Here is a 13415-nt window from a genome sequence, read left to right as displayed (position 1 = left end):
GGGGCCGGAACGCTCAGGAGGCGAGCAGTTCGAGCGCGCCGCGTACCTGATGGGCGGAGCGGGCCAGCGCGGCCCGGGCGGCCGGCACCTCGGCGCCGGAGACGAGCGCGACGAGCGCGGTCTTGAGGTCGCCGTCGGCCTCCCGCAGGGCGACCCGGCACACCTCCTCGGCACAGCCGGTGGCCTCCATGAGGATCGAGATCATGCGGCCGCGCAGTTTGGCGTTGGTGGCCACCATGTCGATCATCAGATTCGAGTAGACCCGGCCCAGACGCACCATCACGGCCGTGGAGAACGTGTTGAGCACCAGCTTCTGCGCCGTGCCGGCCTTCATCCGGGTCGACCCGGTGACCACCTCCGGTCCGGTGTCCACCCCGATGAAGACGTCCACCGACGCGGCGGCCTCGGCCTCCGGATTCGCGCAGAGCAGCACCGTACCGGCCCCCTGCGCCCGGGACGCGGCGAGCGCCCCGAGGACGTACGGGGTGCGCCCGCTGGCCGCCAGGCCCACCACGAGGTCGCCGGGGCGTACGCACTCGGTGGCGTCGGCGGCACCGCCGCGCTCGTCGTCCTCGGCGTCCTCGACGGCGCGCCACATGGCGTCCGGGCCGCCCGCGAGGTGCGAGCAGAACCAGTGCCGGGGCGAGTTGAACGTGGGCGCCAGCTCGGCCGCGTCCAGCACGCCGAGGCGGCCGGAGGTGCCAGCGCCGAAGTAGTGCACGCGGTGCCCGTCGCGCAGCGCGGCCACGGCCAGGTCGACCGTCTCGGCGATCTCGTCCAGCACGGCGGCGACCGCGGCCGGCACCCGCCGGTCCGCCTCGTTGATGACGGTGAGCACGTCCCGGGTGGACATCAGGTCGAGGTCGACGCTGTGCGGGTTGCGCCGCTCGGTCGGCGCGCCGACGCGCACCACCGGCCGCACCGCCGCCACGCCGTCGCGCTCCACCCGACCCGCCGTCATCCCCGCCTCCGCCCGGGGCCGACCCGGTGCGACTGGACCGCCTCGGCGGTGGCCTCCAGGGCCTTCTTGGTCCGGGCCCGGCTGCGGGCGGCCACCCCGACGAAGAGGCAGTCGACCACTGTGAGCTGGGCCAGCCGGCTGGCCGTCGCGCCGGAGCGGTACGTCGTCTCCCGGGCGGCTGTGGTGAGTACGTGGTCCGCGACCTCGGTGATCGGCGAGCGCGGGAAGTTGGTCAGCGCCACGGTGGTGGCGCCGCGCGCCCGCGCCTGCTCCAGCACCTCGATGACGTCGGACGTGGTGCCGGTGTGCGAGATGCCGACGGCCACGTCGCCGCGGCCCAGCAGGGCGGCGGAGGTGAGCGCGGTGTGCACGTCCGGGAAGTAGAACGCGATGCGGCCGATGCGGTGCAGCTTCTGCTGGAAGTCGGAGGCGACGAAGCCGCTGGCGCCCGCGCCGTAGACGTCGATCCGGGCGGCCGCGCCGATCGCCTCGACCACCTGCTCGCAGACCGCCGGGTCGAGCTGCTCGGCGGTCTCCTCGACGGCCCGGGCGTCGTTGAACGCGATCGTGGCGATGATCTGGGCGAGGTCGGCGCCCGGCGGGATGTCGCCGCCGACCACACGCGCGTCCGGCGGCTCGACCCGGCGGGCGGCCTCGGCGGCGAGCCGGATCCGCAACTGGGGGTAGCCGTCCATGCCGACCGAGCGGCAGAAGCGGATCACTGTCGCCTCGGACGTCTCGGCGGCGGTGGCGAGGTCGGTGATCGTACGCCGGGCCGCGTCCGCCGGATCGGCGACGACCAGCCGGGCCACCCGCTGTTCGGCCGGGGACAGCGAGGGCAGCAGGCCGCTGATGTGGACGATCAGTCCACCGGGCTCGTGACTCGCAGAAATCTTCGAACTCTTCGCCACGGATGAAACTTACTTTCACGAGGCGTGAGCGTCAACCATGACACCGCGTATCGGGAAATTTACTGTCTTCCGTGCCCGCCCCGGGCCAAGGATCCCATTGTCGCAGCCCTACCGCCTCATCCGCTCCGGTCGACTCACTCCTGCCGCCCGACGTGCCGGTCCGCCGTCGCGCCGCAGGGCCTGCCCGGTCGGCCTCGACCCGGCGGGCCGGACGGCCCACCGGTCCGTCGCCAGGGCGGTTGGCTAGCGTGTGTCCATGACGGAACGCACGGTACTGGTGACCGGAGGCACGGGCGGGCTCGGCGGCGCGGTCACCGCCGCCTTCCTCGACGCCGGCTGGCGGGTGGTCGTACCCCAGCGGGAGCCCGGGACGGACGACGGCCCGGTCCGGGTCGTGGCCGACCTGCTGACCGCCGACGGGGCCGCGCGGGCGGTCGAGGCGGCGACCGCCGAGCCGGCCGCGCCGCTGCGCGCGGTGGTCAACCTCGTCGGCGGGTACGCGGCCGGCGGCCTGGTGCACGAGACCCCGGTCGACGACTTCGAGCGGATGCTGCGGCTCAATTTGCGCCCGACGTACCTGGTCACCCACGCGGCGCTGCCGCACCTCATGGCGTCCGGCGACGGCGCGGTGGTCTGCGTCTCGGCCCGGGCGGCGGTCTCGCCGTTCCCCGGCGCCTCCGGCTACGTCACCGCCAAGGCCGCGGTGCGGGCGTTCGCCGAGGCGGTGGCGGTCGAGTACCGGCAGCGCGGCGTGCGGTGCAACACGGTGCTGCCGAGCGTCATCGACACCCCGGCCAACCGCGCCGCCCAGCCCGGCGCCGACCACGGGCGCTGGGTGCCGCCGGCCGAGATCGCCGAGGTGATCCGCTTCCTGGCCTCCCCCGAGTCCGCGCCGACCAGCGGCGCGAACATCCCGGTCTACGGGCGGGCCTGAACCGGCACCGGCCCGTCCCGCCCGGCGCCACCGGCCGGGCGTCGCGGACCGGCCGGAGCCGGACCGGCCGGAGCCGGCCCGGGACCGGCGGACGGGTCGTCGGGCAGCCACTCGCTCAGGTGCGCCCGGATCCGACGGGCCACCTCCTCCGGCGGGCCGTTGCCGTCCACCACCACGAAGCTGCCGTACTCCGGCAGTTCCCGGTAGGCGGCGGCCGCGGCGGTCAGCCACTCCATCGTCTCGTGGTCCGTGCCGCGCCGCTCGATCCGGCGGTACGCCTCGGCGGGGTCGACGGTGAGCAGGAACGTCACCCGGGGCGCCGGGAAGATCCGGTACCCGGCCCGGGCCAGCCGCTCCCACCGCTGCCCGCCGTGCGCCCGGATGCTGGCGTACTGGCAGGCGGACCACCTGTCCATCACGGCCGTCCGGCCGGTCACCAGGCAGCTCAGCAACGCGAGCGCGATGGCCAGCCACCGCAGCACCGACTCGACCACGAGCAGGCCGTCGCGCCCGACGAGCCGCTGCGCGTCCGGACGGCCGACCCGCTGGGCGATGCGGCCGAGCCAGCGGCGGCCACCGGCGTTGCGGTGGTAGGTGGCGGGACGGCCGGCGGCGGTGAGCGCCTGGGCGAGCCGATGGGCCTGGGTGGTCTTGCCTGAGCCGTCGATGCCGATCAGGGCGACGGTGCGCAGTCGGGCCCCGCCCCGCCGCGTCCGCAGTGAGCTGGCCACCCTCCCGAGGTTATCCGACCGATGCTCACCCGAGCCCGGATGTCGCTTTCCTACCCTGACGGGCCGATCGCGCCGCAACAGGTGTGACCGGAGCGTCCGCCGGGTACGCATCGTGGTCCCACCGCAGATATGACGACGAGGGAGCCGCAGATGGCCGAGCGCGGGGACGAGACCCTGGTGCACACGCTGAAGAAGGTCGCCGCCGTGCTCAAACAGTCCGAGATCCCGTTCGCGCTCGGTGGCAGCTTCGCGGTGTACGCGCACGGCGGCCACTCCAGCGACCACGACGTGGACTTCCTGCTCCGCGAGGCGGACGTCGACCGGGCGCTGGAGGCGCTGGTCGAGGCGGGCTTCACCGCCGAGCGTCCGCCGGAGGACTGGCTGGTCAAGGTCTACGACGAGGACCGGATGGTGGACCTGATCCACCGGCCGGTGGAGACGCCGGTCACCGAGGAGACGTTCGCCGACACGATCGTGCGCCCGGTCGACGCGATCCACATGCCGGTGCTCTCGGCCAGCCAGCTCATGGTGCACAAGCTGCTGAGCTTCTCCCAGCACTACTGCGACTTCGCCCGCGCCCTGCCGCTGGCCCGTTCGCTGCGGGAACAGATCGACTGGGAACGGGTACGGAAGGAGACGCAGCACTCGCCGTACGCGGAGGCGTTCCTGGTGCTGCTCGACCGGCTGGACGTGCTGCCCGGCGGCGCGCCCGGCGGAAGGGAGACCCTGTGACCGGACTGTCCGGCGACGTTCCCCCCGACGAGTACGTCGAGGCGGAGATCCAGAGCATGCTGGCCGAGGACCCCACCGTGGCCGAGCAGGGCATCACAGTGGTGCGGCGGGAGAACGGGCTGGTGCTCTACGGCGAGGTGGAGAGCCCGCACCGGCGGGAGGAGATCCTGCGGCGGGTGGCCGAGCGCTTCCCGGACACGCCCGTGACCAGCGACATCGGGGTGATCCGTACGCAGGCGCCCACCCAGGTCGAGGAGTTGCCGTGAGGGAGGTTCGATGGTGATCCGGATCGCCGCCGTGGGCGACGTGCATCTGGACGAGGACGTGGTGGGCCGGTTCCGTCCGGCGCTGGAGGAGCTGCCCGGCTGCGCCGACGTGCTGCTGCTCGCCGGTGACCTGACGCGGCACGGCACCGAGGCCGAGGCGCGGTGCGTGGCCCGCGAGTTCGGCGACCTCGGCGTACCGGTGATCACCGTGCTCGGCAACCACGACCACCAGTGCGACGAGGTGCCGCAGGTGGTGAAGGTGCTGGAGGACGCCGGGATCACGGTGCTGGAGGGCACCGGCACGGTGGTGGACACCCCCGGCGGGCGGCTCGGGGTGGCCGGCGTGAAGGGGTTCGGCGGCGGGTTCGCCGGGCGGTGCGCCAGCGACTTCGGCGAGCCGGAGATGAAGGCGTTCGTGCGGACCACCCGGGAGAGCGCCGACGCGCTCACCGGGGCGCTGCTCTCGCTGGAGTGCGACGCGCTCGTCGCGCTCACCCACTACTCCCCCGTACCGGACACGCTGGCCGGCGAGCCGCTGGAGATCTACCCGTTCCTCGGCTGCTACCAGCTCGGCCAGGCGATCGACTCCGCGCCCACCGCGCTGGCGCTGCACGGGCACGCCCACCACGGCACCGAGCGCGGCACCACACCGGGCGGCGTACGGGTCCGCAACGTGGCCCACCCAGTGATCAAACAGGCGTACAGCGTCTTCCACCTGGGCGGTGATCAGGTCGACTGACCGGGAGGTTTCCGGTAACGGGCGCACGGGTATTCAGCCGACATGGAGCTGATTCTCTGGATTCTCGCAGTCGTACTGGTGGTCGCCGGAATTCTCGCCCTGTTCCGCCGGCAGATCCTCTGGGGCATCGTCCTCATCGTCGTCGGCCTGCTGGTCGGCCCGGGTGGCGTCAGCATCTTCAACACGTAACGCGGTTCTCATTCCCGCCGGGGTCGCCGGGCCCGGGCGTTCCGTCCTGCCGGACCGGAACGCCCGGGTCGGGTGACCCCGGCTCTTCCGCGTCCGGGTCCGGTGACGCCCGGGCGTTTGCCGGGCCGGTCGAGCGGAAACATCTCGACCATGGAGATGTCGCAGAGTGGCACCCGGCGCACCACCGGAGCCCGTACGTGGTTGGCGCTGCTCGGCTTCGCCGCCGCCACCTTCGCCGCCGCCGCGATCGGCGGGCTGGGTGTCCAGGGCACCTCCGCCGAGTACCAGAGCCTGGAGCAGCCCGCCTGGGCGCCGCCGTCGTGGCTGTTCGGCCCGGTCTGGACCGTGCTCTACGCGCTCATCGCGGTCGCCGGCTGGCTGGTCTGGCGCCGGGCCGGTTTCGGTCCCGCGGTCTGGGCCTGGGTGGTCCAGCTCGTGCTCAACGCGATCTGGACCCCGCTGTTCTTCGGCGCCGGGGCGTACGGGCTGGCGTTCGCCGAGATCGTGCTGATGTGGCTGGCGATCGGCGTGACGGTGGCACTGTTCCGGCGCGTCTCCCGGCCGGCCACGCTGCTGATGCTGCCGTACTGGGCCTGGGTGACGTTCGCGTCCGCGCTGAACTTCGCGGTGTGGCGGCTGAACTCCTGACCGGTACGGGCGCGGGGGCCGCTCGCCCCCGCGCCCGCCGGGTTCAGCAGCGGGGTACGCCCGGGATGTAGCCGTCGTACCCGGTGTAGACGTAGGCGTCGGAGATGAACCGGCCGGAGCCGATCCGGTCCCAGATCGAGCTGGTGCCGTACGTGCCGGTGACGCTGGTGCCGCTGGTCTGGCACTGGATGGTCACCTTCGCCCCGTCGGCCACCGTGCCGACCGAGCTGTAGCCGGTGCCGGGGCCGGAGCGGACCGTCAGCGGGGAGCCGGCCGTGTTGACGGTGCCCTCGCCGGTGTTCGTCCCGCCGCAGCCGTTGTCGCTGGTGTAGGTCTTGGTGCCCCAGTAGAGCGCCTGGACCCCGTTGAACTTGATCTTCACGGAGCTGCCGTCGACGCGCTGCTCGTAGTGCAGGTGCGGGCCGGTGGAGCCGCCGGTCGTGCCGACGTAGCCGATCACCCGGCCGTAGCCGACGGTCTGCCCGACCGAGACGTTGAAGGCGTTCAGGTGGGCGTAGTAGGTGGTGTGACCGCCGCCGTGGTTGATCCGGACGTACTTGCCGTAGCTGGTGTCGCCGAGGTTGGTGACCACGTCGACAGTGCCGGGCGCGCTGGCCACCACCGGGTCGCCCAGGTCGTCGGTGCGGTTGAAGTCGATCGCGTTCGCCGGGCTGTGGTTGGTCCGGGTCTGGCCGGACCAGGACTGGTTGCACGGGAACGGGACCTTGAACGTCGGCGCGGCCATCGCCGGCGCGGCCGGCACGAGGGTCGCCGCCAGGACCGCCGCGCTCGCCCCGAGGGCGAGCCATCGCTTCCGCATCCACTACCTCCAATGTTGAAAGTCTTCAATGTGATGCGGACATCGTGACAGAAAGTTCCGTTCCCGGGAAGATTCGTGGGAGCGCACCCACCGCCCGTGGTCAGGGTTTCGGGATTGTTACCGGGCCGTGTCCGGCCAGGGGTGGACCCGACACGATGCAAGCGCTTACATGTGAGGACGACCATCGGACCGGCGCGGGTTCGATCCCCCCACGCGCCGGCAAGGAAGGAGATCGGCATGGCGTTTGCCAGATCGCGCCAGGCGCTCGCGGTCGCCGGCGTCCTGGGGCTGGCGCTCGGCGTCGCCGCCTGCGGCACCGGCAACGACAAGAAGAGCAGCAACGCGGGCTCGGCCGAGTGCGGCGCATACGAGAAGTACGAGGGTCACGACGGCAAGAAGGTGACCATCTACTCCTCGATCCGTGACATCGAGGACGAGCGCCTCCAGCAGTCCTGGAAGGAGTTCGAGGACTGCACCGGCATCGAGATCGACCACGAGGGCTCCGGCGAGTTCGAGGCCCAGCTGCCGGTCCGGGTCGACGGCGGCAACGCCCCCGACCTCGCCTTCATCCCGCAGCCGGGTCTGCTGAAGCGGTTCGTCGACTCGGGCAAGCTCAAGCCGGCCGGCGCCGACACCAAGGCCATGGCCGAGCAGAACTACTCCGCCGACTGGCTGAAGTACAGCACCGTCAACGGCCAGTTCTACGGCGCCCCGCTCGGCTCCAACGTGAAGTCCTTCGTGTGGTACTCGCCGAAGACCTTCAAGGAGAAGGGCTGGACCGTCCCCACCACGTGGGACGACCTGATCAAGCTCTCCGACCAGATCGCGGCCAGCGGCACCAAGCCGTGGTGCGCCGGCATCGAGTCCGGTGACGCCACCGGCTGGCCGGCCACCGACTGGATCGAGGACGTGCTGCTGCGCACCGGCGGCCCGGACGTCTACGACAAGTGGACCACCCACGAGATCCCGTTCAACGACCCGCAGGTGGCCGACGCGCTCAACCGGGCCGGCACCATCCTGAAGAACGAGAAGTACGTCAACGGCGGCTTCGGCGGCGTGAAGAGCATCGCCACCACCTCGTTCCAGGAGGCGGGCACGCCGATCACCACCGGCAAGTGCGCGCTGCACCGGCAGGCGTCCTTCTACGCCAACCAGTGGCCCGAGGGCACCAAGGTGGCCGAGGACGGCGACGTCTTCGCGTTCTACTTCCCGGCCATCGACCCGTCGAAGGGCAAGCCGGTTCTGGGCGGCGGCGAGTTCGTCGCGGCCTTCGCCGACCGTCCCGAGGTCCAGGCGGTGCAGACCTACCTGGCCTCCGGCGAGTACGCCAACAGCCGCGCCAAGATCGGTGACTGGGTCTCCGCGAACAAGAAGCTGGACCTGAACAACGTCCCGAACCCGGTGGACAAGCTCTCCGTGGGCATCCTCCAGGACGAGAAGACGGTCTTCCGCTTCGACGGCTCGGACCTGATGCCGGCCGCGGTCGGCGCCGGCACCTTCTGGAAGGGCATGGTGGCCTGGATCAACGGCAAGGACACCACCGCCGTCCTGAACGACATCGAGGGCAGCTGGAAGTGATCTAGCAGGTGGCCCGGTCCGGTTCCCCCGGACCGGGCCACCTCTGCTAGCCGAACCCTTGAGGGAGGGTCGATGGAGTTCGACTTCGCGGCGGAGCAGCCGAAGTTCCTCATGCTGATGTACGGGCTGATCGCCTTCGTCGCGGTGGTGGGCGGGCTGCTCCTGCTCCTCGACGTGGTGCCGTCGTTCTTCGCCCGGCGCCGGGAGGCACAGCTCGTCGCGGCCTCGGCCAGCGGCGCGCCGCTGCCCCGCCGGCGCAAGCAGGGCGAGGGCGCGTTCGCGTTCTTCTTCCTGTTGCCGACGCTGCTGCTGCTCGCCGTCGGGCTGGTGGTCCCCGCCGTCCGCACCACGCTGCTCTCCTTCATGGACTCCGGCAGCAACGACTGGGTGGGCCTGGACAACTACCGCTGGATGTTCGCCGAGGACTCGATCGTCCGGGTCCTGATCAACACGCTGATCTGGGTGCTGCTGGTGCCGCTGGTGGCCACCGCGTTCGGCCTGATCTACGCGGTCCTGGTGGACAAGGCCCGGTTCGAGGCCGTGGCCAAGTCCCTGATCTTCCTGCCGATGGCGATCTCGTTCGTCGGCGCCTCCATCATCTGGAAGTTCGTCTACGCCTACCGGGGCGAGGGCGACCAGATCGGCCTGCTCAACCAGATCGTGGTGAGCCTGGGCGGCGAGCCGAAGCAGTGGCTGCTGGACTCGCCGCTGAACACGTTCCTGCTCATCGTGATCATGGTGTGGATCCAGGCCGGCTTCGCGATGGTGGTGCTCTCCGCCGCGATCAAGGCCATCCCGGCCGACATCGTCGAGGCGGCCCGCCTGGACGGCACCACCCCGTGGCAGATGTTCTGGCGGATCACCATTCCGAGCATCCGGCCGGCGCTGATCGTCGTGGTGGTGACGATCTCCATCGCCACGCTCAAGGTCTTCGACATCGTCCGGACCTCCACGAACGGCAACTACGACACGAACGTGATCGCGACCGAGATGTACAACCAGGCGTTCCGCTACCAGGAGAACGGTCAGGGCTCGGCGCTGGCGGTGTTCCTGTTCGTCCTGGTGATCCCGATCGTGATCTACCAGATCCGCAACCTGCGCAAGCAGCGGGAGGGCTGAGATGACCACCGCCACGCCCACCGTCGGAGTCGGCGCCCAGGCCACCGAGCCGACCACCCGGAGCGCCCGGGTGCGCAAGCGCCTGAACAGCCGTACCGCCACGCTCGTGTCGATCGTCATCGCGATGCTCTGGACGATCCCGACCTTCGGCCTGTTCATCTCCTCGCTCCGGCCGGAGAACGAGATCAAGACCACCGGGTGGTGGACGTTCTTCACCAACCCGCAGATCACCCTGGAGAACTACCAGGAGGTGCTGTTCAGCCGCGGCTCGTCCGGGCAGCTGGCCAGCTACTTCATCAACTCGCTGGCGATCACCATCCCCTCGGTGCTCTTCCCCCTGGCCTTCGCGTCGCTCGCCGCGTACGCGCTGGCGTGGATGAACTTCAAGGGGCGGGACTGGGTCTACATCGGGATCTTCGCGCTCCAGATCGTGCCGTTGCAGATGGCCCTGGTGCCGCTGCTGCGGTTCTTCTCCACCGGCGTCACAGTCGCCGGGGTGCAGATCATGCCCGCGTGGGACCTGGTCGACGAGCAGAAGTTCGCCCAGGTGTGGTTCGCGCACACCTGCTTCGCGCTTCCGTTCGCCGTGTTCCTGCTGCACAACTTCATCTCGCAGCTCCCCGGCGACCTGATGGAGGCGGCCCGGGTCGACGGGGCCACCCACCCGAAGATCTTCCGCACCATCGTGCTGCCGCTGATCATGCCCGCGCTGGCGGCGTTCGGCATCTTCCAGTTCCTCTGGGTCTGGAACGACCTGCTGGTCGCGCTGATCTTCGCCGGTGGCGGCGACGAGACCGCCCCGATGACCGTCCGGCTCGCGGAGCTGGCCGGCACCCGGGGCAACGAGTGGCAGCGGCTGACGGCCGGCGCGTTCGTGTCGATCGTCGTACCGCTGATCGTGTTCCTGTCCCTCCAGCGCTTCTTCGTGCGAGGTCTGCTCGCCGGCAGCGTCAAGGGTTGATCCGGCGCCCCGCCGCCGGCACGGCCGGCGGCGGGGCCCGGGTCACAGCGGGGAGCTCACGATGACCAAGATTGACGACGTCGCCCGTCTGGCCGGGGTCTCCACGGCCACCGTCTCACGGGCGCTGCGGGGCCTGCCGACGGTCTCGGCCGCGACCCGCCGCCGGGTGCTCGCCGCCGCCGAACAACTCCAGTACGCGGTGTCGCCCAGCGCGAGCCGGCTGGCCGGCGGCCGGACCGGCACGGTGGCGGTCGTGGTGCCCCGGATCACCAGGTGGTTCTTCGGCACGGTGGTCGAGGCGGTCGAGGAGTTCCTCCAGGACAGCGGCTACGACCTGCTGCTCTACAACCTCGGCGGCCGGGAGCGGACCCGGCAGCGGGTGCTGCGCACGGCCAGCCTGCACAAGCGCGTGGACGCGATCATCCTGGTCGCGACCCCGCTGCGCGCGGCCGACGTGCACGCGCTGACGAAGCTGGACCTGCCGGGCGTGACGATCAGCTCCGGCAGCGAGGTGCCCGGCTGGCCCTGCGTCCGGATCGACGACGTGGCCGCCGCCCGGACCGCCACCCGCCACCTGCTGGACCTCGGCCACACCCGGATCGCGCACATCTCCGGCGACCCGGACGACGAACTGGCCTTCACCACCCACCTGGACCGGCGGCGCGGCTACCAGGAGGCGTTGCGGGCCGCCGGGCTGCGGCCCGATCCGAGCCTCGACGTCGAGTCGCGGTTCACCATCGACGGCGGCACCCGCGCCACTGCCGAGCTGCTGGCCCGGGGCGAGCCGCCGACCGCCATCTTCGCCGCCTGCGACGAGATGGCGATGGGCGCGATCACCGCGCTGCGTGACGCCGGGCTGCGGGTGCCGCAGGACGTGAGCGTGATGGGCATCGACGACCACGACCTGGCCGGCGTGCTCGGGCTCTCGACGATCGCCCAGCCCGCCGCCGACCAGGGGTCGCTCGCCGCCCGCATCCTGCTCGACCCGCTCGGCGTACGGGCCACCGAGCCGTATCCCGGCCTGGTGCCCGCGCCGCGCGGCGCCGACACCGGCGACGGGACACCACCCCCGGTGATCCTGCCCACTCGCCTGGTGGTGCGTGAATCGACCGCGCCGCCCCGGGCACACTGAACGAACTCGCTCGTCACCGCACCACCCAGACAGGAGTAAGGCGCTGAACACCGACGCGACGCAGCAGGCCCCGGGCACCGGCTGGTGGACCGAGGCGGTCATCTACCAGGTCTACCCGCGCTCGTTCGCCGACTCCGACGGCGACGGGATCGGCGACCTGCCGGGCATCACGTCCCGGCTCGACCACCTCGCCGAGCTGGGAGTCGACGCGGTCTGGCTGTCCCCGTTCTACCCGTCCCCGCAGGCCGACGCCGGGTACGACGTGTCCGACTACCGCGACGTCGATCCGCTGTTCGGCACGCTCGCCGACGCCGACAAGCTGATCGCCGAGGCGAAGGCCCGCGGGCTGCGGGTGATCGTCGACCTGGTGCCCAACCACACGTCGTCCGCGCACCGCTGGTTCACCGCGGCCGTGGCGGCCGCGCCGGGCAGCCCGGAGCGGCAGCGGTACGTCATCCGCGACGGCAAGGGCCCGGACGGCGCCGAGCCGCCGAACGACTGGGTGAGCGTCTTCGGCGGGCCCGCCTGGACCCGGCTGCCCGACGGGCAGTGGTACCTGCACCTGTTCGACGCGGGCCAGCCCGACCTCAACTGGGACAACCCGGAGGTCCGCGCCGAGTTCCTGGACGTGCTGCGCTTCTGGCTGGACCGGGGCGTGGACGGCTTCCGGGTGGACGTGGCGCACGGCCTGATCAAGCAGGCCGACCTCGCCGACTGGCAGGAGCCGCAGGAGATCCTCTCCGGCAGCGAGGTGGACAAGCCCCGCCCGCCGATGTGGGACCAGGACGGCGTGCACGAGATCTACCGGGAGTGGCGCCGGGTGCTCGACTCGTACCCCGGTGAGCGGATCCTGGTCGCCGAGGCGTGGGTGGAGCCGGCCGAGCGGCTGGCCCGGTACGTGCGCCCGGACGAGATGCACCAGGCGTTCAACTTCGAGTACCTGCTGGCCGCGTGGAGCGCGCCGGCCCAGTACGCGGTGATCACCCGCTCGCTGGAGGCCACCGACGCGGTGGGCGCGCCGACCACCTGGGTGCTGTCCAACCACGACGTCGTTCGCCACGCCTCCCGGCTCGGGCTCGGCACCGCCGGCGGCCGGGCCAACGGCGTCGGCGTCGACGACCCGCAGCCGGACGCCGCGCTGGGCCTGCGCCGGGCCCGGGCGGCCAGCCTGCTGATGCTCGCGCTGCCCGGCTCCGCCTACCTCTACCAGGGCGAGGAACTGGGCCTGCCGGAGCACACCACGCTGCCCGACGAGGCCCGGCAGGACCCGACCTGGAAGCGCAGCGGCCACACCGAGCGCGGCCGGGACGGCTGCCGGGTGCCGATCCCGTGGGAGGCCGACGCCCCGTCGTACGGCTTCGGGCCGACCGACGCGAGCTGGCTGCCCCAGCCGCCGGTGTGGGCCGAGTACGCGCTGGACCGGCAGCGCGGCGTGCCCGGCTCGACGTACGAGCTGTACCGGACCGCGCTGCGGCTGCGCCGCGAGCACGCGCTGGCCCGGGGCCCGCTGCGGTTCCTGACCTCCGGCGACGAGGTGCTCACGTTCACCAACGGCGGCCTGACCGTGCTGACCAACTTCGGCGCCGACCCGGTGCCGCTGCCGGCCGGCGCCCAGGTGCTGGTGTCGAGCGCGCCGCTGGACGGCGACGCCGTGCCGACCGACGTGACGGTCTGGTTCCGGAGCTGACGCGGTG

The 13415-nt window shown here is 71.8% G+C and carries 15 protein-coding genes; 11 read left to right on the top strand and 4 right to left on the bottom strand.

The window, feature by feature from the left end:
• Positions 1–13: 13 nt before the first annotated feature.
• Both murQ and EAD96_RS06785 read right to left on the bottom strand, forming a co-directional pair.
• Entirely contained in the window at positions 14–961 is a 948-nt protein-coding gene (gene murQ / locus EAD96_RS06790; RefSeq protein ID WP_120573491.1) for an N-acetylmuramic acid 6-phosphate etherase, read from the bottom strand.
• Positions 958–1872, bottom strand: coding sequence for a MurR/RpiR family transcriptional regulator (locus tag EAD96_RS06785; protein ID WP_120573490.1), 915 nt, complete (start codon positions 1870–1872; stop codon positions 958–960). Before EAD96_RS06785 ends, murQ begins: the two co-directional genes overlap by 4 nt.
• Before the next feature lie 256 nt (positions 1873–2128).
• On the opposite strand from EAD96_RS06785, the gene EAD96_RS06780 reads away from it, so the two are divergent.
• The gene (locus tag EAD96_RS06780) at positions 2129–2806 is read left to right on the top strand and encodes an SDR family NAD(P)-dependent oxidoreductase (protein WP_121683640.1); all 678 of its coding nucleotides are present in this window, start codon (positions 2129–2131) and stop codon (positions 2804–2806) included.
• Here EAD96_RS06780 and EAD96_RS06775 read toward each other — a convergent pair.
• Positions 2791–3537: a dTMP kinase gene (locus EAD96_RS06775; RefSeq protein WP_120573488.1), complete on the bottom strand. Its 747-nt coding sequence runs from the start codon at positions 3535–3537 to the stop codon at positions 2791–2793. The genes EAD96_RS06780 and EAD96_RS06775 overlap by 16 nt on opposite strands.
• A gap of 150 nt (positions 3538–3687) precedes the next feature.
• Here EAD96_RS06775 and EAD96_RS06770 point away from each other — a divergent pair, with 150 nt between their 5' ends.
• The 5 genes from EAD96_RS06770 to EAD96_RS06755 all read left to right on the top strand — a co-directional run bounded on the left by EAD96_RS06770 (position 3688) and on the right by EAD96_RS06755 (position 6111).
• Positions 3688–4269, top strand: a complete 582-nt coding sequence (locus EAD96_RS06770; RefSeq protein ID WP_043328811.1) for a nucleotidyltransferase — start codon at positions 3688–3690, stop codon at positions 4267–4269.
• 56 nt (positions 4270–4325) lie between these two features.
• The gene (locus EAD96_RS06765) at positions 4326–4535 is read left to right on the top strand and encodes a hypothetical protein (RefSeq protein ID WP_225853111.1); all 210 of its coding nucleotides are present in this window, start codon (positions 4326–4328) and stop codon (positions 4533–4535) included.
• Between the two features lie 10 nt (positions 4536–4545).
• Positions 4546–5274: a metallophosphoesterase gene (locus EAD96_RS06760; protein WP_120573487.1), complete on the top strand. Its 729-nt coding sequence runs from the start codon at positions 4546–4548 to the stop codon at positions 5272–5274.
• A 42-nt stretch (positions 5275–5316) separates the two neighbouring features.
• Positions 5317–5463, top strand: a complete 147-nt coding sequence (locus EAD96_RS31145) for a GPGG-motif small membrane protein (RefSeq protein ID WP_013288160.1) — start codon at positions 5317–5319, stop codon at positions 5461–5463.
• A 150-nt stretch (positions 5464–5613) separates the two neighbouring features.
• Complete coding sequence (locus tag EAD96_RS06755; RefSeq protein WP_121683639.1) at positions 5614–6111, top strand: TspO/MBR family protein; 498 nt, start codon at positions 5614–5616, stop codon at positions 6109–6111.
• Between the two features lie 43 nt (positions 6112–6154).
• Here EAD96_RS06755 and EAD96_RS06750 read toward each other — a convergent pair whose 3' ends face one another.
• Positions 6155–6931: a M23 family metallopeptidase gene (locus EAD96_RS06750; RefSeq protein ID WP_121683638.1), complete on the bottom strand. Its 777-nt coding sequence runs from the start codon at positions 6929–6931 to the stop codon at positions 6155–6157.
• Positions 6932–7168: 237 nt separating this feature from the next.
• Here EAD96_RS06750 and EAD96_RS06745 point away from each other — a divergent pair, with 237 nt between their 5' ends.
• From EAD96_RS06745 to EAD96_RS06725, 5 genes are all read left to right on the top strand, one after another.
• Positions 7169–8509, top strand: a complete 1341-nt coding sequence (locus EAD96_RS06745; protein ID WP_120573484.1) for an ABC transporter substrate-binding protein — start codon at positions 7169–7171, stop codon at positions 8507–8509.
• Between the two features lie 72 nt (positions 8510–8581).
• Positions 8582–9628: a carbohydrate ABC transporter permease gene (locus EAD96_RS06740; protein WP_120573483.1), complete on the top strand. Its 1047-nt coding sequence runs from the start codon at positions 8582–8584 to the stop codon at positions 9626–9628.
• A 1-nt stretch (position 9629) separates the two neighbouring features.
• Positions 9630–10589 (top strand): carbohydrate ABC transporter permease, encoded by a 960-nt coding sequence (locus EAD96_RS06735; protein WP_120573482.1) that lies wholly within the window; start codon positions 9630–9632, stop codon positions 10587–10589.
• Positions 10590–10650: 61 nt separating this feature from the next.
• The gene (locus tag EAD96_RS06730; RefSeq protein WP_120573481.1) at positions 10651–11721 is read left to right on the top strand and encodes a LacI family DNA-binding transcriptional regulator; all 1071 of its coding nucleotides are present in this window, start codon (positions 10651–10653) and stop codon (positions 11719–11721) included.
• A 43-nt stretch (positions 11722–11764) separates the two neighbouring features.
• Positions 11765–13408, top strand: coding sequence for an alpha-amylase family glycosyl hydrolase (locus EAD96_RS06725; protein WP_121683641.1), 1644 nt, complete (start codon positions 11765–11767; stop codon positions 13406–13408).
• The last annotated feature ends 7 nt before the right edge of the window (positions 13409–13415 follow it).

Source organism: Micromonospora sp. BL1, assembly GCF_003667485.1.
In the GTDB taxonomy this organism is placed as follows: domain Bacteria; phylum Actinomycetota; class Actinomycetes; order Mycobacteriales; family Micromonosporaceae; genus Micromonospora; species Micromonospora tulbaghiae.
The sequence above is the reverse complement of the archived record's forward strand: the minus strand, read 5'-3'. Positions and strand labels throughout refer to the sequence as shown.